This is a genomic window from Acidovorax sp. GW821-FHT10A04, from assembly GCF_059415825.1.
Genome location: NZ_JBWKNZ010000003.1, coordinates 327,724 through 347,461, shown reverse-complemented (window position 1 = coordinate 347,461; position 19,738 = coordinate 327,724). Strand labels below are relative to the sequence as shown.

The 19,738-nt window shown below is 69.6% G+C and carries 17 protein-coding genes; 10 read left to right on the top strand and 7 right to left on the bottom strand.

What is annotated here, in order from left to right:
* Positions 1-36: 36 nt before the first annotated feature.
* From AC07PF_RS09260 to AC07PF_RS09245, 4 genes are all read left to right on the top strand, one after another.
* Positions 37-945, top strand: coding sequence for a LysR family transcriptional regulator (locus AC07PF_RS09260; RefSeq protein ID WP_494611639.1), 909 nt, complete (start codon positions 37-39; stop codon positions 943-945).
* A 58-nt stretch (positions 946-1,003) separates the two neighbouring features.
* Positions 1,004-1,489 carry a DUF3617 domain-containing protein gene (locus AC07PF_RS09255; RefSeq protein WP_494611638.1) on the top strand — a complete coding sequence of 162 codons (486 nt, stop codon included), beginning with the start codon at positions 1,004-1,006 and terminating at the stop codon, positions 1,487-1,489.
* A 396-nt stretch (positions 1,490-1,885) separates the two neighbouring features.
* On the top strand, positions 1,886-2,746 hold the full coding sequence (locus tag AC07PF_RS09250) for an RNA ligase family protein (protein ID WP_494605575.1): 861 nt from the start codon (positions 1,886-1,888) through the stop codon (positions 2,744-2,746).
* 43 nt (positions 2,747-2,789) lie between these two features.
* On the top strand, positions 2,790-3,935 hold the full coding sequence (locus AC07PF_RS09245; protein WP_494611751.1) for an AAA family ATPase: 1,146 nt from the start codon (positions 2,790-2,792) through the stop codon (positions 3,933-3,935).
* On the opposite strand, the gene AC07PF_RS09240 is transcribed toward AC07PF_RS09245, so the two are convergent.
* Positions 3,917-4,828 (bottom strand): AraC family transcriptional regulator, encoded by a 912-nt coding sequence (locus tag AC07PF_RS09240; protein WP_494611637.1) that lies wholly within the window; start codon positions 4,826-4,828, stop codon positions 3,917-3,919. The two genes, AC07PF_RS09245 and AC07PF_RS09240, sit on opposite strands and share 19 nt — an antisense overlap.
* Before the next feature lie 76 nt (positions 4,829-4,904).
* Here AC07PF_RS09240 and AC07PF_RS09235 point away from each other — a divergent pair, with 76 nt between their 5' ends.
* Positions 4,905-6,320 carry a cytochrome P450 gene (locus AC07PF_RS09235; protein WP_494611636.1) on the top strand — a complete coding sequence of 472 codons (1,416 nt, stop codon included), beginning with the start codon at positions 4,905-4,907 and terminating at the stop codon, positions 6,318-6,320.
* Between the two features lie 12 nt (positions 6,321-6,332).
* Here the strand turns inward: AC07PF_RS09235 and mtgA are convergent, their stop codons facing one another.
* Genes mtgA through AC07PF_RS09210 form a run of 5 tightly spaced genes read right to left on the bottom strand, consistent with a single transcriptional unit; the run spans position 6,333 to position 11,502 of the window.
* Positions 6,333-7,067 carry a monofunctional biosynthetic peptidoglycan transglycosylase gene (mtgA, locus tag AC07PF_RS09230; protein ID WP_494611635.1) on the bottom strand — a complete coding sequence of 245 codons (735 nt, stop codon included), beginning with the start codon at positions 7,065-7,067 and terminating at the stop codon, positions 6,333-6,335.
* A gap of 30 nt (positions 7,068-7,097) precedes the next feature.
* Positions 7,098-7,952: a shikimate dehydrogenase gene (aroE, locus tag AC07PF_RS09225; protein ID WP_494611634.1), complete on the bottom strand. Its 855-nt coding sequence runs from the start codon at positions 7,950-7,952 to the stop codon at positions 7,098-7,100.
* Positions 7,953-8,002: 50 nt separating this feature from the next.
* Positions 8,003-8,863 carry an energy transducer TonB gene (locus tag AC07PF_RS09220; RefSeq protein ID WP_007854157.1) on the bottom strand — a complete coding sequence of 287 codons (861 nt, stop codon included), beginning with the start codon at positions 8,861-8,863 and terminating at the stop codon, positions 8,003-8,005.
* Positions 8,860-10,932, bottom strand: coding sequence for a ribonuclease catalytic domain-containing protein (locus AC07PF_RS09215; protein WP_494605587.1), 2,073 nt, complete (start codon positions 10,930-10,932; stop codon positions 8,860-8,862). Before AC07PF_RS09215 ends, AC07PF_RS09220 begins: the two co-directional genes overlap by 4 nt.
* A gap of 45 nt (positions 10,933-10,977) precedes the next feature.
* The gene (locus AC07PF_RS09210) at positions 10,978-11,502 is read right to left on the bottom strand and encodes a pilin (RefSeq protein ID WP_494611633.1); all 525 of its coding nucleotides are present in this window, start codon (positions 11,500-11,502) and stop codon (positions 10,978-10,980) included.
* Between the two features lie 180 nt (positions 11,503-11,682).
* Here AC07PF_RS09210 and AC07PF_RS09205 point away from each other — a divergent pair, with 180 nt between their 5' ends.
* Complete coding sequence (locus AC07PF_RS09205) at positions 11,683-13,269, top strand: PglL family O-oligosaccharyltransferase (RefSeq protein ID WP_494611632.1); 1,587 nt, start codon at positions 11,683-11,685, stop codon at positions 13,267-13,269.
* On the opposite strand, the gene AC07PF_RS09200 is transcribed toward AC07PF_RS09205, so the two are convergent.
* The gene (locus AC07PF_RS09200) at positions 13,252-13,833 is read right to left on the bottom strand and encodes a YqiA/YcfP family alpha/beta fold hydrolase (protein ID WP_494611631.1); all 582 of its coding nucleotides are present in this window, start codon (positions 13,831-13,833) and stop codon (positions 13,252-13,254) included. The genes AC07PF_RS09205 and AC07PF_RS09200 overlap by 18 nt on opposite strands.
* 138 nt (positions 13,834-13,971) lie before the next feature.
* On the opposite strand from AC07PF_RS09200, the gene AC07PF_RS09195 reads away from it, so the two are divergent.
* From AC07PF_RS09195 to tldD, 4 genes are all read left to right on the top strand, one after another.
* A complete protein-coding gene (locus AC07PF_RS09195; RefSeq protein WP_494611630.1) occupies positions 13,972-16,332 on the top strand; it encodes an HDOD domain-containing protein in 2,361 nt (786 codons plus the stop codon).
* 47 nt (positions 16,333-16,379) lie between these two features.
* A complete protein-coding gene (gene rodA / locus AC07PF_RS09190) occupies positions 16,380-17,558 on the top strand; it encodes a rod shape-determining protein RodA (protein ID WP_007854173.1) in 1,179 nt (392 codons plus the stop codon).
* Between the two features lie 102 nt (positions 17,559-17,660).
* Positions 17,661-17,996: a YegP family protein gene (locus AC07PF_RS09185; protein WP_007854175.1), complete on the top strand. Its 336-nt coding sequence runs from the start codon at positions 17,661-17,663 to the stop codon at positions 17,994-17,996.
* 181 nt (positions 17,997-18,177) lie between these two features.
* Entirely contained in the window at positions 18,178-19,662 is a 1,485-nt protein-coding gene (gene tldD / locus AC07PF_RS09180; RefSeq protein WP_494605596.1) for a metalloprotease TldD, read from the top strand.
* Positions 19,663-19,738 lie beyond the last annotated feature (76 nt).

Below are 19,738 nucleotides of genomic sequence, written 5' to 3'. Positions count from 1 at the left end.
GTGTTGCAGGGGCCGATACACAGGTACTGGAGTGGTATGGCGACCGATTCCCTGATCAAATTTAATCTTCGGCAGTTGGGCGTCTTCCGCTGCGTGGCGGAGAGTGGCGGCATCCGTGCCGCCGCGCGCCGGCTGGGCCTGACCCAGCCCGCCGTCACGCACGCCATGCGCGAGCTCGAGCAGGGCCTCGGGGTCGATCTCTTCGTGCGCAGCGCCAAGGGGGTGCGCCTCACGCCGCCGGGTGAAGCCCTGCTGCTGCGGACCCAGCGCATCCTGCACGAGGCGCAAAGCGCCCAGGCGGAGCTCGAACAGATGGGCGGGGGCCAGGGCGGGCGGCTGCGCATCGCCCTGAGTGCCGCCGCCAGCAGCGTACTGCCGCAGGCCCTGGTCGATTTCCGGGCACTGCGCCCCGACGTGGTGCTGGAGCTGCGCGAGATGACCTGGCCCACCCGCCTGGACGGCTGGAAAGAGGGGGAGTACGACTTTGCCGTGCTCGCGCAGGCCGATGTGCCGCACCCGGATGCCCTGGAGCGGGAGCCCCTGTTCTCCATCCCCGCGGTGCTGGCGGTGCGCACCGGGCATCCGCTGGCCGGTGCGCGTTCCATCACCGCGCTGGCACAGGCGCTTTGGTTGGCACCCGGCTATGGCATGGACGTGCTGGACCGGCTGTTCGCGCAGCAGCACACGCCGCCGCCGCGGGACATCATCTACTGCCACTCCGTGTCGATCGCCCTGTCGCTGCTGCGGGCCACTGATGCCGTCGGCGTGGTCTCCTCGCACCTGTTCCTGGACGAGGGCGCCAGCCGGGGGCTGGTGGCGCTCGGGGTCGCGGAGCCCCTTCCGGCGGCCCAGGTCTGCGTGGTGATCCGGGACCGCCAGGCCCTGACACCGGCCGCCAGGCTGTTCATCGACTGCCTGCGCCAGGCGGCGGCCAAGGCCTCGTGAGCGGCGCGCGCCGCGGGGGCGGTATGCTTGGCGCATCGGCGTTCCACCCCACCTGCCCATGACCACGATTCCACGTCTCCTGGCCCTCGCGCTGCTGGTGCTTCTTGCCGGGCCGGCTGCGGCAGAGCCGATGCCGGGGCTGTGGGAGCGGCGCTTCACGGGTTTCCTGCCGGATCCCGCGTCGGGAGTGGAAAAACGCTGGGCCGAGCCTGCCGATACGCGCTGCCTGTCTGAAGCCGACCTGCGCAAGCTGCCATTTCTCACGGCTGCGGCCAGCAAGGTGGCCCACGAGCGGGACGGCGGCAGTTGCACGGTGTCGGGCGAAGCAAACACCCGTGAAGCCGCTTCCTGGAATCTGGCGTGCAAGGAGGCCGGTGGGCGCGCCGTGGAGACGCGGATGTCGGTCGAGATCTCGGACGCGCGGATCGTTTCCCTGACCCGCAGGATCACACCGGACAATGTGCCCGGTGCGCAGGATGTGCGGGTCGAAGTCCGGATGACGCGCCTGGGCGATTGCGACGGCGGCACCGCGAAAAAGCCCTGATGGCGCCCAGGCCTGGCGAAGCAGGGCGGGCGCCGCACACAACGCAGGGCTGTGGCGATAAAACACCATCCCCGCACGCCGCGCTTGAAAACACCAGCGCTCGCCCGTAGCATTCGCCCTCTTTCAAAAACCTCACCTCGCGAGACCGACATGCCCGGCACCCCTCGTTCCTGCCGAACGACACGCCACACGAAGCCCGCGGCCTCAAGCCCCGGGTTATGCCGCTCGTGTGGGCCTGCGGACAAGCCAGCCAGTATTTCCCTCGCCGCCATCGCGGCCGGATGCTGAGCCCGCTGCCTTGATCCTGCCATCTCCGGTCACCCGCTGACCGCCTGCGTCGTCTTCGGCCCCTGTGCCAGGCACCGTTGCCTGGTTCCCTGCCTGCCGGAGACTTCCATGACGCAACCCTCTTTGCATAACCGCGAACTCGCGAAATATCCCCGTACGCCCCATTTGCAGGGCTCCCGCTACCAGCCCGGCGACAAGGGCGACCCCGTGCCCTACGCCGAACTGCTGGGCAAGACCCTGGTGGTCGAGGAAAAGCTCGATGCCGCCAATGCCGGCCTGAGCTTCGACGCCGCGGGCCAACTGCTGCTGCAGTCGCGCGGCCACTACCTCGACGTGGACCGCCTGGGCGGCCGCGAGCGCCAGTTCAACCTGTTCAAGCAATGGGCCCGCGCGCAAGAGGGCCGGCTGCTCGGCGTGCTCGAAGACCGCTATGTGATGTACGGCGAGTTCATGCACGCCAAGCACTCGGTCTACTACGACGCGCTGCCGCACCTGTTCTGCGAGTTCGATGTCTGGGACCGTCAGGTAGAGGCCTTCCTCGACACGCCCGCCCGGCATGCCCTGCTGGCTGGCGTGCCCGTGGTGTCGGTGCCGGTGCTCTACACCGGGCGGGCCCCGCCGCGCATGCAGGCACTGCAGGCCCTGGTGGGGCCATCGCTGGCGCGCACTGGACAGTGGCGCGCCGCTTTCGAGGACGAGGTGGCGCGCCAGGGCCTGGACCGGGCCCTGTGCTGGCAGCAGACCGACCGGTCCGAGCTGGCCGAAGGCCTGTACATCAAGGTGGAGGAGGGTGGGCGGACCGTGGGGCGCTTCAAGCTCGTGCGGCCGGACTTCATCCAGACCATCCTTGATTCGCAGTCGCACCACAGCGAGCGCCCGGTGGTCCCCAACCGCCTGCGTGCGGGCGTGGACCTGTTCGGCCCCGAGGTCGACAAGCGCTGGCCCATGGCGGGCGGCGGACGCCTCTGAACCCCAACGGCGGGCATGGCCCGCCCAGGAGAATTGCATGACGATGTTTGAATGGAAAGACGTGCAGGGCCTGGTCCCTGCCGCAGGCGGTGCGCCCGATCTGGCCGCCTGCCTCGATGCCTTCCCGCAGCTGCGGCTGGCCGCCACCACGCCGCAGGACCCCGTGTTCCATGCGGAAGGGGATGTGTGGACCCACACGGCCATGGTGCTGCGCTGCCTGCTGGACAGTGCGGACTATGCCGCGCTCGCGCGGGCCGACCAGGAGGTGGTGTTCCTCGCTGCGCTGCTGCACGACGTGGCCAAGTGCAGCACTACCGTGGTGGACGAGGCCACAGGCCGCATTTCGCAGCCTGGCCACTCGCGCAAGGGCTCCATCGACGCACGCATCGCGCTGTGGGATGCGGGCGCGCCGCTGGCCGTGCGCGAGGCCATCTGCCGGCTGATCGCCGTGCACCAGGTGCCCTTCTTCGCGCTGGAGACCTCGCGCAAGGGCAGCTCGCCGGAGTTCACCGTGCGCCAGCTGTCCTGGCAGGTGGATCTGCACCTGCTGGCTCTGCTGGCCGAGGCGGACATGCGCGGGCGCATCTGCCCCGACCCGCAGCGCACGCTCGACGCCATCGAGCTGTTCCGTGAGCTGGCGCGCGAGGAGCGCTGCTACGGCCAGCCGCGCGCCTTTGCCGACGCGCACACGGCCCTGTGCTACTTTCGCGGGGCCAACGTGCACCCGGACTATGCGCTGCACCAGGAGCCGGGTTCGCGCGTGGTGGTGATGTGCGGCCTGCCGGCCTCGGGCAAGGACACCTGGGTCGCCGCCCACCACCCCCGGCTGTCTGTGGTGTCGTTCGACGACGCGCGCGCGCAGCTGGGGTTGCGCCACGGCAAGAACGAGGGCCTTGTGGCCCACCATGCGGTGGAGCAGGCCAAGGCCCTGCTGCGCACGCACGCGCCCTTCGTGTGGAACGCCACCCACCTGTCGGACCAGATGCGCGCCAAGACGCTGGACCTGTGCCTGGCCTACCATGCCGAAGTGGAGGTCGTGTACCTGGAGCAGCCGCGCGCCCAGTTGCTGGCGCGCAACCAGCGGCGTGACACCTCGCTGACCAACAAGCGCCTGCTGGAGATGCTGCTGCGCTGGGAGGTGCCTTTGCCCACCGAAGCGCACGCAGTGCATTACACCCAGATCCGGTAGACCCAGAACGCCTCGTCGCGCTGAATGCCGTCGTACAGCGCCTGCGGCGCATAGCCGGTGATGCGCCGCGTGACGCGGCACAGGTGCGACTGGTCCGAAAAGCCGGCGCCTGCGGCCACCTCGGCCCAGCGCACCGGGGACTCGGCCGCGTCCGCCGCGAGGGTGTCGAAGAAGGCCTGCTCGGCCTTGCCGAAGCCGCGCAGCTCGCGCAGCGGCAGGCCGGCCCAGCGCTTGATACGCCGCTCCAGCTGGCGCAAGCTGCGGCCGGGCGCCGAGTGCGCGGCGCGCTGCGCCAGGTGCGTGGCCCAGTCGCCATAGCGCTGCGTGGCTGAGGCGGGGCCGGGCCTGCAGGCCTGCCAGCGCGGCAGCAAAAAATGCTCCAGGCAGTCCATGCGGGACGCGTCGTCAGCCTGGTGCTGCACCGCCTCGCACATGGCCAGCCAGTCGCGCGGCAGCAGCGTGGCGGCGTCCACCGTGCGGTCGGTCAGGTCCTCGGGCGCCAGGCCGGTGAGCAGGTGCAGCGCATCGGGCATGAACATCACCATCATGGCGTGCGTGGGTTCGGCGCACCAACTGGTCGAGGGCCGGGTCTGCGGACCCGCAAGCACCCAGCGCCCCGCGAAGGGCTCGCGCGGACTGTGCAGGTCCGGCATGCTGCCGGCCCGCCCGGGCACCAGGCACTCGCTGCGGCCCGTGAACCACCAGCTCAGGCTGCACAGCGGCGTGGCGGGAAAGCGGTTGATGCGCTGTGCATCGCTGAGTGCATGGCCCAGCGTGCTGCGCACGATGGTGCCGCGCACACAGGCCGAGAGGCCGGCGTGCGGCAGCCAGAGCTGTCCCGAAGGGATCAGTCCCTCGGGCTGCCGCGCAGAAGGGGGTGCCAGGATGGCCATGGAGCCCGAGTGTAGGGGAGCTGCGGTGTCGCAATCGTTCAATACAGCGCGGGGTGGGGCGCACCACCATGCCGGCATGAACACGACCCTTGCCAACGACCTGGCGCATGCCGCCGCCCCAACCGTCCCGCAGCCATCGGGCCCCTCATCGCGCTGGTGGGGCCTGCCGCTGCTGCGCGCCATGCGCGCCGACTACCTGGGCTTTGTCACGCGGCTGCAGCGCGAGCACGGCGACCTCACGCGCATGCGCCTGGGCAACGAGGATGCCTGGGACCTGCTGTCCCCCGAACTGGTGCGCGAGGCCCTGGTCACCCATGCCGAGCACCTGGTGCGCTGGGAGCGCGGCATCGAGGTGTTCGCGCAGGTCTTCGGCCAGAGCGTGCTGGTGACCGAGGGCGGTACCTGGCAGCGGCAGCGGCGCATGCTGATGCCGGCCTTTGCGCCCAGGCGGGTGGCGGGCTATGCGCAACTGATGACCGACGCCGCGCAGGCCGCACTGGATGCTGCCGTGCCGACCGGCCAGGCCGAGGCCCTGGTGGGCATGGACGGGCTGTGGTCGGGCGTGGCCATGGACGTGATCCTGCGCACCCTGTTCGGCGAGTCGGCCAAGGAGGACGCACGCGACGCGGCCTGGGCCACGCAGACCCTGTCGGCCACGGCGTTCTCGGAGATGTTCCTGCCCTTCACCCTGCCCGACTGGCTGCCCCTGCCCGGCAAGGCCGGCAAGCGCCGCGCGCTGCGCCTGCTGCGGGGGCTGGTGCAGCGCCACATCGATCGGCGCCAGGCGCAGCAGGGGCTGGCGGGCATGGCGGAGCGCACCGACCTGCTGCAGATGCTGCTGGCGCTGCGCGACGAGGCCACGGGTGAGGCCTTGTCGCCGCAGGAGGTGTTCGACCAGTGCATGGTCAGCTTCCAGGCCGGGCACGAGACCAGCGCCACCGCCCTGTTGTGGTGGAGCCGGCTGATGGCCGAACACCCCGAGGCCGCGCAGCGTGCACAGGCTGAAGTGGATGCCGTGCTGCAGGGCCATGTGCCGGGCCCGGAGCACCTCGCGCAGCTGCCCTGGCTCTCGGCCACCCTGAAGGAAGCCATGCGCCTGTACCCGCCCGTCGCGGCGGTGATGAGCCGGCGCACCACGGCCCCCATCACGTTGGGCGGTGTGGCCGTGCCCCAGGGGGCCTTGCTGCGCATTACGCCCTGGGTGCTGCACCGCGATGCGCGCTGGTTCGCGCAGCCCGAGTGCTTCCTGCCCGAACGTTTCGTCGAGGGGGCTCCCGACATACCCCGCGGGGCGTGGATTCCTTTCGGCCTGGGTCCGCGCGTGTGCATCGGCCAGCACTTCGCGATGCTGGAGATGGTGCTGCTGGCCGCCATGCTGCTGCAGCGCTATACCTTGCGGGTGCCCGAGGGGGCGGCGCCGCTGCGGCCGCAATTGCACGTGACCCTGCGGCCGGAGCAGCCGGTGCAGTTGCTGCTCAGCCGGCGCGCTTGAGGCGTTGGAATATCAGGGCAGCTCGGCGCTGTTCATGCGCGCCAGGATGGTACGCGTGCGCCCCGCCAGGTAGGCCGATCCCGGCGTCTTCTCGAAGCGCTTGGGCGCCGGTAGCATCACGGCCAGGCGGGCCGCCTCGCCCGGGGCCAGGCGGCTGGCGCTCTTGCGAAAGTAGTGCTGGGCCGCAGCCTCGGCGCCGAACACGCCTTCGCCCCACTCCACGCTGTTGAGGTAGATCTCCAGGATGCGTTCCTTGCTCAGCAGCTGCTCAAGCAGCAGCGTGAGCACGAATTCCTGGCCCTTGCGCAACAGGGTGCGCTCGCCCGAGAGCAGCAGGTTCTTGGCCAACTGCTGGGTGATGGTGGAGCCGCCACGGATCTTGGGCGCGCGCTGGGGCCGGTCGGGCGCGCGGGTCTGGGCCTTGGCGGCCTGGGCTTCGGCCTTGGCATTGCGTTCCCAGGCTTTCTCGATGGCGGCCCAGTCCACGCCATCGTGGTTCGCGAAGCCGTCGTCCTCGGAGGCGATCACGGCGCGCTTCAGGTGGTCCGATATTTCGCCATAGGGCATCCACTGCTGGCGCCAGCGCACGTGGCCGGTGGCGGCCACCTGCACCCAGGCCTCGGAGCGCTGGAAGCTGGTGGATTCGGGATTCACCACCACCATGGCCGCGATGCGCAGCACGAAGAACAGCTGCAGCGCCAGGGCGGCGAACACCACCAGGCCCAGCCAGCGCAGCACGGCTTTCATGGTCGCACGTTCTTTCTTCGCTGCCGCGGGTCAGTGCGGCTGCAGCGCCAGTTGCGCCTGCAGTTCGGCCAGCACCTGGGCCGAGGGCGGGCGCACGCCGCGCCAGAAGGCGAAGGCCTCGGCCGCCTGTTCCACGAGCATGCCCAGGCCGTCGCGCGGCACCGCGCCCTGCGCGGCCGCCCAGTCGAGGAAGCCCTGGGCCGCGGGGCCGTACATCATGTCGTAGGCCAGGCTGCCCGGGCGCAGCACGCTGGCCGCCACGGGCACGGCATCGCCGGCCAGGCTGCTGGCCGTGGCATTGATGACCACGTCGAAGTCGCCGGGCACGGCAGCCAGCGTGCTGGCCGCGAGCTGCGCACCCAGCTCTTTGGCCAGGGCCTGGTGCGACTGCACCAGCGCCTGGGCCTTGGCCACGGTCCGGTTGGCAATGGTGATGTGGCGTGCACCCGCTTGCAGCAGCGGTCCGAGCACGCCGGCGGCGGCGCCTCCGGCGCCCACCAGCAGCACGCTGGCACCCTGCAGGGCCACGCCGGCATTGCGCGTGATGTCGGCCACCAGGCCCAGGCCGTCGGTGTTGTCGCAGTGGATGCTGCCGTCCGGCCGGAAAGCGAGGGTATTGGCCGCACCTGCGAGCTGCACGCGCTCGCTGCAATGCGTGGCCAGCAGCGGCGCCTCGGTCTTGAACGGCACGGTGACATTGCAGCCGCGCCCGCCCTGGGCCGCGAAGTCGCTCACACCCTGGGCGAAGCCATCGAGCGCCACCAGGCGCCGCTCGTAGACCAGGTGCTCACCGGTCAGCTCGGCAAAGCGCGCGTGGATGGCGGGCGAGCGGCTGTGCGCCACCGGGTTGCCCATCACGCAGTACAGATTGGTGGCTTGGCTCATCTCAAACAATGCAAGGGGTGGGGCGCTGCTGCCAGGGCGTCGCGCGGGGTTCAGCGGACGGTGGTTTCCAGCGTCTGGTCGCGGGTGAAGCGAAAGCGCGCCACCATGGCGATCTGGTCGGCCTTGGCTCGCATCTCCGTATTGAAGCTGCCAAATGGGCCGGCAGCGCGGGCGATGGCCTCGGCGCGGCGGTCCAGCGTGGCATTGCCCGAACCCTGGACGATCTCGGTTTCGAGCACGCGGCCGTCGTGGTTCACGGTGACGATCATCGTCAGCTCGCCATAGAGCTTCCTGCCGGCCTGCTCGGGGAAGTTTTCGGTGCCCTTGTCCTCGACCTTGCGGCGCAGCGCGTCGTAGTAGATCGCATAGGCCTCTTCGCGCGTGGCAGGGCTGATGTAGCGCTTCTTGGGCCGTGAGTTCTCTTCGTTGATGCGCTTTTCGATCTCGGCCAGCAGCTTGACCAGTTGGCGGCGCTTCTCGTCCTGCGCCGACTGTTCGGCGCTCTGGCTGGGCTTGCGCGGGTCGGGCGGTGGCATGCTGGCCAGTTGCTTGCGCAGCTGCGTGAGCAGCTGGGTCTGCTGCTCCTGCATCGCATCCATCTTGCGCTGGGCTTCCTCGAAATCGTCCCCCATGGCGGTCAGTGCCGAGTAGGGCAGGGGGCTGGTGGCCCGGCCTTTTTCCGCATCGCCGCCGCCCGCCAGGTTGGACTGGGCGATGGCCTGGGCTTTCTCCGGCCGCTCGTTGGACTTGGCATTCACCAGGATGACTTCGAGAGGCGTGTCCTGGAACACGCGGTTGAAGCCCTCCGGGTCGATGAAGCGCACGGTGATGAGCGCCGCATGCACGGCGATCGATACGCCGAGCGCAAGCTGCAGCGTGCTGAAGGTGCGGAGGAAGGCAGGCAGTTTCACGGCGTCAGATTATCAGCGCTCGCGGGCGCTTCGGCTTCGTTCACATCCACCGCGATGGCGATCGGGCCGGCCACGGTGTCGTCATCCTCCTCCGCTGCCTCGTCGGCACCGGTCTCGGCAGTGTCGCTATCGAGGCGTTCCAGCACCGTGCCATGGATGTCGAGCGTGATCTCGTCGATCTCGCCAAGCTTCACGCGCAGGCGGGCCCCGCGCGGCAGGTTCTGGGCACCCAGCACCGGGAACACCAGCGGAATGTCGTCCGCCCGCACCAGGAAGCTGCCGCCCGGGCCTTCCTTGAAGACCGTGGCGGTCAGCTCGGTGAGGCCGTGCTGCTGCACGTACTTCAGGGTCCAGAAGCGCTCCATGCCGGCCTGGTAGCCGTTGTAGGCGCTGTAGGCCCCATCGAAGCTGCTGATGATGGAGAACAGGTCCGCATCCTTGGGCTTGAACGGCGCGGCCAGTGCCGCCGTCTTGCCGTGGCGCGCGCAGGCGATGATCTGCCACTGGTTGACCAGATCGGTGTAGCGGCGCAGCGGCGAGGTGGCCCAGGAATAGCATTTCACGCCGATGCCGGCGTGGGGCAGCGCCTTGGTGCCCATGCGCACCTTCACGCCCGGGGCCATGCTGGCCTGGCTGCGGTAGATGCCGGGCACGCCGAGCTCGGCCATCCAGGCGCCCCAGGTGCTGTTGGCCACGATGGCAGCCTCGGCCACGATCAGGTCCAGCGGCGCGCCGCGCCGGCGCGTGGTGATCTGCACCTGCTCCGAGCCATTGGGCTCGCCGCGGTCGTTGCCCACCAGGCGGAAGTTGTAGTCCGGACGGTTGAAGTTCTCGGGCTTGCCGCGCACCACCTCGCGCTGCGCCTTGAGGCTCTGGGCCAGGCGGAACAGGAAGGACAGCTCGCCGCGCCGCACGGCCAGCTCCGCGGGCGTGCCCTCCACCTGCACGCTGGGGTCGGTCAGCCAGGCCTCGGTCACGATGTGGTCGAGCTGGTCGTGGCGCAGGTTGGCTGCCACCGGCACGCGCTCCAGGCGCGTCTCGGTGGAGAGGATCTCCAGCGTGGTCTCGTTGATCGTCACATACAGCGACACGGCCGGGTTGGCGCGGCCTTCGTCCAGCGTGTAGATCTGCACTACCTCGTCGGGCAGCATGGTGATCTTGTAGCCCGGCATGTACACCGTGGACAGGCGCGCGCGACCGACCTGGTCGATGGCGCTGCCCGGCTGCACGGCCAGGCCGGGCGCTGCGATGTGGATGCCCAGCACCACGGTGCCCGTGCCCAGGCCCTGGACCGAGAGTGCATCGTCGATTTCCGTGGTCTGCGAGTCATCGATCGAATAGGCCTGCACACTGGCCAGCGGCAGGTCGTCCGGTGGCTGGGGGGCCGCCAGGTTCGGGAAACCCGTGCCCTTGGGGAAGTTCTCGAACAGAAAGCGTTTCCAGTGGAACTGGTAGGCCGAGTCGATGGCGCCGGCCTTTTGCAGCAGGTCCAGCGGGGCGGTGTGCGTGGCGCGGCTGGCCTCGACCACGGCCTTGTACTCGGGCGCGTTCTTGTCGGGCTTGAACAATATCTTGTAGAGCTGGTCGCGGATGGGCTGGGGGCATTCGCCCCGGCCCAGGGCCGCGGCCCATTCGTCGATCTGGGCCAGCACGGCCTTTTTCTTCTCGATGGCGGCCAGCGCCTGCTGCAGGATCTCGGCCGGCGCCTTCTTGAAGCGGCCCTTGCCCGCGCGGCGGAAGTAATGCGGCGCCTCGTACAGGCGGAACAGCGCACCGGCCTGCTGGACCAGCGTGGCGTTTTCGGAGAAATAGTCGCGCGCCAGGTCGGCAAAGCCGAAATCGTCCTCGGGCGCGAACTCCCAGGCCAGGTCCAGCTCGATGGTTTCGGCCACGGCCTGCGCCTGGGCCACCAGCTCGGCCGGGGCGGGTTTCTCGAACTTCAACAGGACGTTGGCGGCCTTGACCTTGACCCGTTTGCCCGAATCAAGCTCGACTTGGGCCGAGCTCTCGGCCTCGGACAGGATACGGCCGGCCATGAACTTGCCGGCTTCTTCAAACAATGCATGCATGGGCGGCATTGTCCCATGGGTGCCTGGGCGTCTCTTGCGGCGGTGTCAGGACTTTGCCACGCCCATGCAGTCCAGAGGGGTGGCAATGGCCGGAATGTTGGTGGCGTCCGGGCCCTGGGCGGTCATCTTGTCCGGTACCTTGGCCTTGCCGCAGACCCAGGCAATGGGCACCTGGGGGAAATCCGGCACGATGGCCGGCCGCAGGGTCAGGATCTTGCCGGCGATGGCCTTGTTGGCCTTGTTGCCGTAGACGATGTTCACCGCCCCGCCGGCCACGGTGACCTTGGCCACGTTGGTGCTGACGATGCGGTCCTCGGGCGGCAGGCCGGCGGCGGCATTGTCGGCGGGCATGGTTTTCTTGAGCGCGTAGTGCACGGCCACGGCCTGCTTGACGAACTCCACCATGGCCTGGCCCTCCTTCACCTGGGTGCGCAGGACCCGGTCCTGGTACGAGGGCAGGGCCATCAGGGCCAGCACGGCGACCACGGCGACGACCATCATCATCTCGAGCATCGTGAAGCCCCGCGGGCGAAGGGGGAGCGAAAAGGCTGCGCGCTGCGGGTGGGTCATGTCGGTGGTGCACGCCGGTGAGGGCGGGGGCTGCAGGAGGCATCGATGGGGGTGAATATATAAGGGCTGGCGTCCCGGCACCTGGGGCCGCACTCGCCGTGTGGCCGGCGAGCCACGGGGCGGGGCTCTATGATTCGCGGCTTCCTTCACCGCGCAACCTGCCCCTCGCCCGCCTCCCCGATGCCGATCGCTGCCATTGCCGCACCGCTGACTTTGCTGGCAGTGGCCCTGCCCTTCCTGTTCTCCATCACCAGCCCTCCGTCCACCAATGTCTGGCCGCTGCTGGCCTCGTGGTCGTGCATCACGCTGCTGGCGGCGCTGGCATGGCTGCGCGCACTGCGCTCGCGCCGCCACCCGGACCTGTGCGATGGCGGCACCACGGCAGCCACCTGGCTGGCACTGGGGCTGCTGCTGGCCGCAGTCGTGGGGGGCGTGATCTGCCTTGTGCAGTACTTCGGGGGCGATGTGGGTCTGGCGCCCTGGATCAATGCCTCCACCCCCGGCCAGGCGGTGGGCAACCTGCGCCAGCGCAACCAGCAGGCCACGCTGGTGGCGCTGGGGGCTTGGGCGCTGGCCTGGGCGGTGGCGCAGTGGCATGCCCGCGCACAGGGCGATGGACGCCCCCGGGGGTTGCCGCTTCCCGAGAGCCTGGTGGGCTTGGCCTTCGGCATGGCATTGACCGTGCTGGCCCTGGCCAGCGCCGCCACCTCCTCGCGCACCGGCGCCGTGCAGTGGCTAGTCATCGTGCTGCTGCTGCTGTGGTGGCGCCGCTCGCTCGGTCGCATGGCGCTCTCCGTGGCGCTGGGTGGGGTGGTGCTCTACATTGCGGCGGCCTGGCTGCTGCCGCTGGCGCTGCACAGCTTCAGCGGTGTTCAGGCCGAGGGCCTGTTCAACCGTTTCTCCGGGGATTCCCACCAGTGCACCAGCCGCCGCGTGCTCTGGTCCAACGTGCTCACCCTGATCGCGCAGAAGCCCTGGACGGGTTGGGGCTGGAACGAACTCGACTACGCGCACTACACCACCCTGTTCCCCGGCGAACGTTTTTGCGTGCTGCTGGACAATGCCCACAACCTGCCCCTGCACCTGGCCGTGGAGCTGGGCCTGCCGGCGGCCGTGCTGCTGTGCGGCGCGACGCTGGTGTTCATCCTGCGGGCTCGGCCCTGGAGCGAGACCGACCCCGTGCGCCAGCTGGCCTGGGGCATCCTGGCCCTCATCGGCGCGCACAGCATGCTGGAGTTCCCGCTCTGGTACGGGCCCTTCCAGCTGGCGGCCCTGGGGGCGGTGGCGCTGCTGTGGCCGCGCCGCGGCGCGGCGCGGCCCCCCTCCGCGGCGGTACTGGGCGCAGCCGGCATCGCCCTGGTCGCCGGTGCCGTGCTCCTGGTCTGGGTGGCGAACGACTACCATCGCATCAGCCAGCTCTACAAGGTGCCCGACAAGCGCGATCCGGCCTACCGCGACATGGCGCCGGCCACGACGGCGCCGTCCCTGCTGTTCCAGGACCAGGTGGACTTCGCCCGCCTGCCCTCCATCGGGCTGACCCCGGCCACGGCGCAGGAGGTGTTCATGCTGTCCGGCCAGTTGCTGCACTACTCGCCCGAACCCCGCGTGATCGAGCGGCGCATCGACAGCGCGGTCATGCTTGGCCAGGACGCCGAGGCGGCCTACCAGCTGCGCCGCTACCGCATCGCCTACCCCAAGGACCATGCGCGCTGGCTGAACAAGGTGCCGCCGGCTTCGCGCGCCTCGGAATCACAGCCGCAGGAATGAGGCCACCCGGGGCAGGTGCACCTCGAAGCCGCTGAGCGCATGGTCACCGCCTTCCAGCACCTCCTGCTGCGCGGCCGGGTAGCGCGCCACCATCTCGCGCCAGTCCAGCACCTCGTCGCCCTTGGCGATGATGGCCAGCTCGGGGCCTGCGGGCGGCTGGCCGCGCACGTCCAGTGCCTGCAGCTCGGTGATGTACTCGGGCAGGAAGAAGAAGCGCTCCGCTGGGTCGTGCCAGCTGGTCTGCTCGCCGATGTAGCGCGCCAGGTCGCGCGCCGGGTCCACGGCCGGGTTGAGCATGACGCTCGGGCAGGAGAGCTGCTGCGCCACCCAGCTGGCATAGAAGCCCCCCAGCGAGGACCCCACCACCGCACTCGATGCCCGGGGCCAGTGCGCCACCGTGCCGGCCACCAGGGCCATGGCCTCGCGGGGTGAAGGCGGCAGTTGCGGGCACCAGAAATGCACGCCGGGGTGCGCGGCCACATGGGCGGCCATCTGCCGCGCCTTGGCCGATTGCGGGGAAGAGCGGAAACCGTGCAGGTACAGAAGGTGGGTGGTGCGGTTCATGGAGCGGGCGACCAGAAAAACGTAACAGGCTTTTGGGGCAGGGGAATCACTGCCTTGGCAGGCCTTGCACAGGCATAAGATGTTGCAAAGTGTATTTCGCAGCCTGCGGTACCACGCCCAGCACTGATTCTCCCGACCATGACCGATTTTGCGCCGCTTTCCCCCGCCCGCCGCTCCGCCTGGGTGGTCGGGGACCGGGTGCCTGCGCCCCAGGGGCGGTTCGAGCTGCAGCAGGTACTGGTGGTCAACGGGCAGTTCACCCAGTGGCGGGCGCTGGACCGGCGCGGCAAGCGCCCGGTCACCATCCGGCAGTGGGCGGCGGCACCGCCGCACGCCGCGGCAGCGCTCGAGCGCTGGCTGGAATCCGCCGAGCGTGCCACCCGCCTGAGCCATGCCTTCATCGTGCCCGTGCTTGAGGCCGACGTCCTCTCGCGCCAGCCCTACATCCTGCACGAGCAGGCGCCGGGCCCCACGCTGGCCGAGCACCTGGCCCGCCAGGGCCGCTGCACGCCGCACGATGCCGTGGCGCTGGTGATCGACGTGCTTGACGCGCTGGAGGCCGCGCATGGCGCGGACGTGGTGCACGGCCGGGTGGACCTGGAGCATGTCGCCATCGACCCGCAGCGCCACGCCCGGCTGCTGGGCCTTGGCTGGCATGCCCCGGCGTTCGGCGAGGGACAGGCCGAGGCCAGCGCGGCCGACGATGTGCGCTCGGCCGCCCAGGTGCTGGTGCACCTGCTGACCGGCAGCCCCTGGGTGGGGGCCGCGGGGGCGGGGCGCGCCCTGCCGATCGTGCTCGCCGACGCCCTGGACGAAGGCCTGCGCACCCTGCTGCAGCGCGCCCTGGGCCAGGATGGCGCGGCCCCCTTCGCCGGCGCGAGCGAGCTGCGCGATGCCCTGCGCGCCTGGGCGGCACCTGTGAGCGCTCCGACGGCCGCCAGCAATGCCACGCTCGACTTCCTGTTGCGGCGGATGCGCCACAAGAGCGATTTCCCGGCCCTCTCCGACTCGGTGACGCGCATCCAGCGCGTGGCCCATTCGGAGGACGACAGCATCAGCGACCTCACGCACGAGATCCTCAAGGACGTGGCGCTGACGCACAAGCTGTTGCGCCTGGTCAACAGCGTGCACTATGCCCACGCGGGGCGCGGCACCATCAGCACGGTCTCGCGCGCAGTGAGCCTGGTGGGATTCAATGCCGTGCGCAACATGGCCATGAGCCTGGTGCTGCTCGACCACATGCAGGACAAGGCCCATGCCGAGCAGATGCGCGAGGAGTTCCTGCGCTCCATGATGGCCGGCTCGGTGGCGGCCGAGCTGTGCGGGCCGGGGCAGGGGGCCGAGGAGGCCTTCATCGGCGCCATGTTCCAGAACCTGGGGCGCATGCTGTGCAGCTTCTACTTCCCCGAAGAGGCGCAGCAGGTGCGCGACCTGGTGGCCGGCGGCCGGCTCGAGGGCGGGGAGGAAACCGCCGCCATGCAGGTGCTGGGCCTGGGTTTCGAGGACCTGGGCACCGGGGTGGCCCGCGTCTGGGGCCTGCCCGAGAGCCTGCAGCGCTGCATGCGCAAGCCCCTGGGCTCGCCCACGGCGCGCCCGCCCGAGCAGGGCGTGGAGCGCCTGCGCTGGGTGGCGCTGGCTGCCAACGAGGTGGCCGACATCCTGCTGCACAGCGATCCGGCCCGGCTCGACGAGCGCCTGCAGGGCGTGGGCACCCGCTACAGCCGCACCCTGGCCCTGGCACCTGCGGCCATTGCCGAGGCCACGTTGCGCGCGCGCCACAAGCTGGTGTCGCTGGCCGAGACCCTGGAGTTGCGGGTGCCGCCGGGCACGCCCGCCGCGCGCCTGCTGCAGCTGCCCCCGTCGAACGAGGACGGGGCCGCCGCCATGCCGGAAGACGCGCTGGCGCCCCATGAACTCGGCGCTGGAGAGGCGCCGCCACTGCCGGCGGTGCTGGCCTCGCAGGCAGGGGGCGCCGTTTCGGTGGCCCAGGTCAACGAGGTGCTGGCCGCGGGGGTGCAGGACGTGACCAATGCTATGGTGGACACCTTTGCGCTCAACGACGTGCTGCGCATGATCCTGGAGACCATGTTCCGGGCACTGGGTTTCCGGCGCATGGTGTTCTGCCTGCGCGATGCGCGCACCGAGGTGCTGGTGGGCCGCTTCGGACTGGGTGAGGGCAGCGAGGCCGCCGTGCGCGCCATGCGGGTGCCGCTCAAGGTGCCGGGCGACCTGTTCGCGGCCGTCTGCCTGCGCGCGGCGGACACGCTGATCAACGATGCCACCGATTCGCGCATCAAGGCGCGCCTGCCCGAGTGGTACCGCACGGGGCTCAACGCACCGTCCTTCCTGCTGCTGCCGCTGCAGATGAAGGGCCAGACCTTTGCGCTGATCTATGCCGACCAGTCGGAGGCCGGTGGCATCGTGGTGGACGACAAGGCCCTGGGCTTGCTGCGCACCCTGCGCAACCAGGCCGTGATGGCCTTCCGCCAGGCAGGGTGAGGCGCATTCCCCGGCCCGGCCCCTGGCCGCCAGCCGATAATCGGGGGATGGCCGCCGTTTTTGACAAGCCCTCCTTTGCCCAGCGCTTTCTTCCCCTGTTCCGCGGTTTCGATCTGCCCCTGGTGCTGATCATCCTGCTGCTCGCGGGGGCCGGCCTGCTGGCCATGTACTCCTCGGGCTATGACCATGGCACGCGCTTCATGGACCATGGGCGCAACATGCTCATCGCCTGCGCCATCCTGTTCGTGGTGGCCCAGGTGCCGCCCCAGAAGATCATGGTGTTCGCCGTGCCGCTGTATGCCGCCGGCGTGGCGCTGCTGGTGGCGGTGGCGCTGTTCGGCATCACCAAGAAGGGCGCGCAGCGCTGGGTGAACCTGGGCATCGTGATCCAGCCCAGCGAAATCCTCAAGATCGCCATGCCGCTGATGCTGGCCTGGTGGTTCCAGAAGCGCGAGGGCACCCTGCGGCCGCTCGATTTCGCCGCGGCCGGGCTGCTGTTGGCGATTCCGGTGGGCCTGATCATGAAGCAGCCCGATCTGGGCACCTCGCTGCTGGTGCTGGCGGCCGGCCTGTCGGTGATCTTCTTTGCCGGCCTGCCCTGGAAGCTGGTGCTGCCGCCGGTGCTGATCGGCGGCATCGGCATCGCCATCCTGGTGGTCATGGGCGACCCGTGGTGCGCCGACGGGGTGCGCTGGCCTGTGCTGCACGACTACCAGCAGCAGCGCATCTGCACCCTGCTGGACCCTACGCGCGATCCATTGGGCAAGGGCTTTCACATCATCCAGGGCATGATTGCCATCGGCTCGGGCGGCATGTTCGGCAAGGGCTTCATGGCCGGCACCCAGACCCACCTGGAGTTCATTCCCGAGCGCACCACCGACTTCATCTTCGCGGCGTTTTCCGAGGAGTTCGGCCTGGCGGGCAACCTGTTCCTGATCACCTGCTTCCTGCTCCTGGTCTGGCGCGGCCTGGCCATCGCCGTGGGCGCCACGAGCCTGTTCGGGCGCCTGATGGCCGGCGCCGTGTCCATGATCTTCTTCACCTATGCCTTCGTGAACATGGGCATGGTCAGCGGCATCCTGCCGGTGGTGGGGGTGCCCCTGCCCTTCGTCAGCTATGGCGGCACGGCCATGGTCACGCTCGGGCTGGCCCTGGGAATCCTGATGTCGGTGGCGCGCGCCCAGCGCGCGGACCCCAAGAATGCGCCGCCCGCCATGCAGGCATAGCCGGCAGACGGGAGCGGGTGCTTGCGCCATTGCCACGGCGGGCGCTTGGGGTTACAACTGCCGGTCACAGCGGCTTTTCGACAATCCCACGGAGGTGCTCCCATGGCGTCCAAGTTCGAGCTCAAGAAGTCCAGGAACGACAAGTTCGTCTTCAACCTGCTGGCCTCCAACGGCCAGGTGATCCTCACGAGCGAGCTGTACGAATCCCGGGCCAGTGCCCTGAATGGCATCGAATCCGTGCGCAAGAATGCGGCCGATGATGGCCGCTACGGCCGGCTGTGCGCCAAGGACGGCTCGCCCTACTTCACCCTCAAGGCCGGCAACGGCCAGGTCATCGGCCAGAGCCAGCGCTACTCGGGCGAGAAGGCGCGCGAAGCGGGGATCGAATCGGTCAAGGCCCACGCACCCGACGCGGTGGCCGACGACCAGAGCGCCTGATACGGTTTTGCCTTCTACCGTATAGCGTCGTTGGTTCGCCTTGCCGTGCTACAGCACTGTCTGCGGCTCCCGCCTATCTGTACGGTCGAATGCAAATCCGTATGAGCCCGCGCACCGCCCTGCAGGCCCGGCGGGTGCCCCTGCGCCGCACGGGGCCTGCCCGCGCGCCTAAAATGGCCGCATGACCTTCAGCTCCTCTACTGCCGCGCCACAGCGTGCGTCCACCACCCAGCGCATCGACGTTGCCCGGCAACTGCTTCTGGCACCCTTTGGCCTGGATGAAAGCCACCTGGCCCGGGCGCTGGCCGAGATCCGCACGCACCAGGTGGACGATGCGGACCTGTACTTCCAGTACACGCGCAGCGAGGGCTGGAGCCTGGAGGAGGGCATCGTCAAGACCGGCTCGTTCAGCATCGACCAGGGCGTGGGCGTGCGTGCCGTGAGCGGCGAGAAGACGGCGTTCGCCTATTCCGACGACATTTCCGAGGCCTCGCTGCTCGATGCCGCGCGCACGGTGCGCACCATCGGCGCGGCGTCGCAGGCCGGGCGGGTGAAGGTGGCGTCGCAGAAGATCGCCACCAGCCGCAGCCTGTACCCGGGCGTGGACCCGATCGCCACCCTCGACAGCACGGCCAAGGTGGCCCTGCTCGAACGCCTGGAAAAGCGCGCCCGCGCCAAGGACCCGCGCGTGGCCCAGGTCATGGCCGGCCTGGCCAGCGAGTACGACGTGGTGCTGGTGGCGCGTGCCGACGGCACCCTGGCCGCCGACGTGCGCCCGCTGGTGCGCCTGTCGGTCACGGTGATTGCCGAGCAGAACGGACGCCGCGAAATGGGCTCCGCTGGCGGCGGTGGCCGCTTCGGGCTGGCCTATTTCGACGACGAGCAGATGGGCCAGTACGTGGACGAGGCCGTGAACGCGGCCCTGGTCAACCTCGAATCGCGCCCGGCGCCTGCGGGCGAGATGACGGTGGTGCTCGGCTCGGGCTGGCCCGGCATCCTGCTGCACGAGGCCATCGGCCACGGGCTCGAGGGGGACTTCAACCGCAAGGGCTCGTCGGCCTTCAGCGGCCGGGTGGGCCAGCGCGTGGCGGCCAAGGGGGTCACGGTGCTGGACGACGGCACCATTGCCGACCGCCGCGGCTCGCTCAACGTGGACGACGAGGGCAACGCCAGCCAGCGCAACGTGCTGATCGAGGACGGCATCCTGAAGGGTTACATCCAGGATTCGATGAATGCGCGCCTGATGGGCGTGGCGCCCACCGGCAACGGCCGGCGCGAGAGCTATGCCCACATCCCCATGCCGCGCATGACCAATACCTACATGCTCGGCGGCGACAAGGATCCCCAGGAGATCATCGCCAGCATCAAGAAGGGGCTGTACGCCTCCAACTTCGGTGGCGGCCAGGTGGACATCACCTCGGGCAAGTTCGTGTTCTCGGCCAGCGAAGCCTACTGGGTCGAGAACGGCAAGATCCAGTACCCCGTGAAGGGCGCGACCATCATCGGCAGCGGCCCCGAATCGCTCAAGAAAGTGACCCTGATCGGCAACGACATGCGCCTCGACAGCGGCGTGGGCACCTGCGGCAAGGAAGGCCAGAGCGTGCCCGTGGGCGTGGGCCAGCCCACGCTGCGCATCGAAGGCCTGACGGTCGGCGGAACAGCTTAAGCACCCCCTGAGTCGCTTCGCGCCTTCCCCCTCTCTCGACTCGCTGCGCGAGTCGGGAGGGGGACGCCCCCAGCGC

Coding starts and splice junctions, on each gene's coding strand:
- AC07PF_RS09260 (WP_494611639.1), top strand. CDS start 37: ATGGCGACCGATTCCCTGATCAAATTTAATCTTCGGCAGTTGGGCGTC.
- AC07PF_RS09255 (WP_494611638.1), top strand. CDS start 1,004: ATGACCACGATTCCACGTCTCCTGGCCCTCGCGCTGCTGGTGCTTCTT.
- AC07PF_RS09250 (WP_494605575.1), top strand. CDS start 1,886: ATGACGCAACCCTCTTTGCATAACCGCGAACTCGCGAAATATCCCCGT.
- AC07PF_RS09245 (WP_494611751.1), top strand. CDS start 2,790: ATGTTTGAATGGAAAGACGTGCAGGGCCTGGTCCCTGCCGCAGGCGGT.
- AC07PF_RS09240 (WP_494611637.1), bottom strand. CDS start 4,828: ATGGCCATCCTGGCACCCCCTTCTGCGCGGCAGCCCGAGGGACTGATC.
- AC07PF_RS09235 (WP_494611636.1), top strand. CDS start 4,905: ATGAACACGACCCTTGCCAACGACCTGGCGCATGCCGCCGCCCCAACC.
- mtgA (WP_494611635.1), bottom strand. CDS start 7,067: ATGAAAGCCGTGCTGCGCTGGCTGGGCCTGGTGGTGTTCGCCGCCCTG.
- aroE (WP_494611634.1), bottom strand. CDS start 7,952: ATGAGCCAAGCCACCAATCTGTACTGCGTGATGGGCAACCCGGTGGCG.
- AC07PF_RS09215 (WP_494605587.1), bottom strand. CDS start 10,932: ATGCATGCATTGTTTGAAGAAGCCGGCAAGTTCATGGCCGGCCGTATC.
- AC07PF_RS09210 (WP_494611633.1), bottom strand. CDS start 11,502: ATGACCCACCCGCAGCGCGCAGCCTTTTCGCTCCCCCTTCGCCCGCGG.
- AC07PF_RS09205 (WP_494611632.1), top strand. CDS start 11,683: ATGCCGATCGCTGCCATTGCCGCACCGCTGACTTTGCTGGCAGTGGCC.
- AC07PF_RS09200 (WP_494611631.1), bottom strand. CDS start 13,833: ATGAACCGCACCACCCACCTTCTGTACCTGCACGGTTTCCGCTCTTCC.
- AC07PF_RS09195 (WP_494611630.1), top strand. CDS start 13,972: ATGACCGATTTTGCGCCGCTTTCCCCCGCCCGCCGCTCCGCCTGGGTG.
- rodA (WP_007854173.1), top strand. CDS start 16,380: ATGGCCGCCGTTTTTGACAAGCCCTCCTTTGCCCAGCGCTTTCTTCCC.
- AC07PF_RS09185 (WP_007854175.1), top strand. CDS start 17,661: ATGGCGTCCAAGTTCGAGCTCAAGAAGTCCAGGAACGACAAGTTCGTC.
- tldD (WP_494605596.1), top strand. CDS start 18,178: ATGACCTTCAGCTCCTCTACTGCCGCGCCACAGCGTGCGTCCACCACC.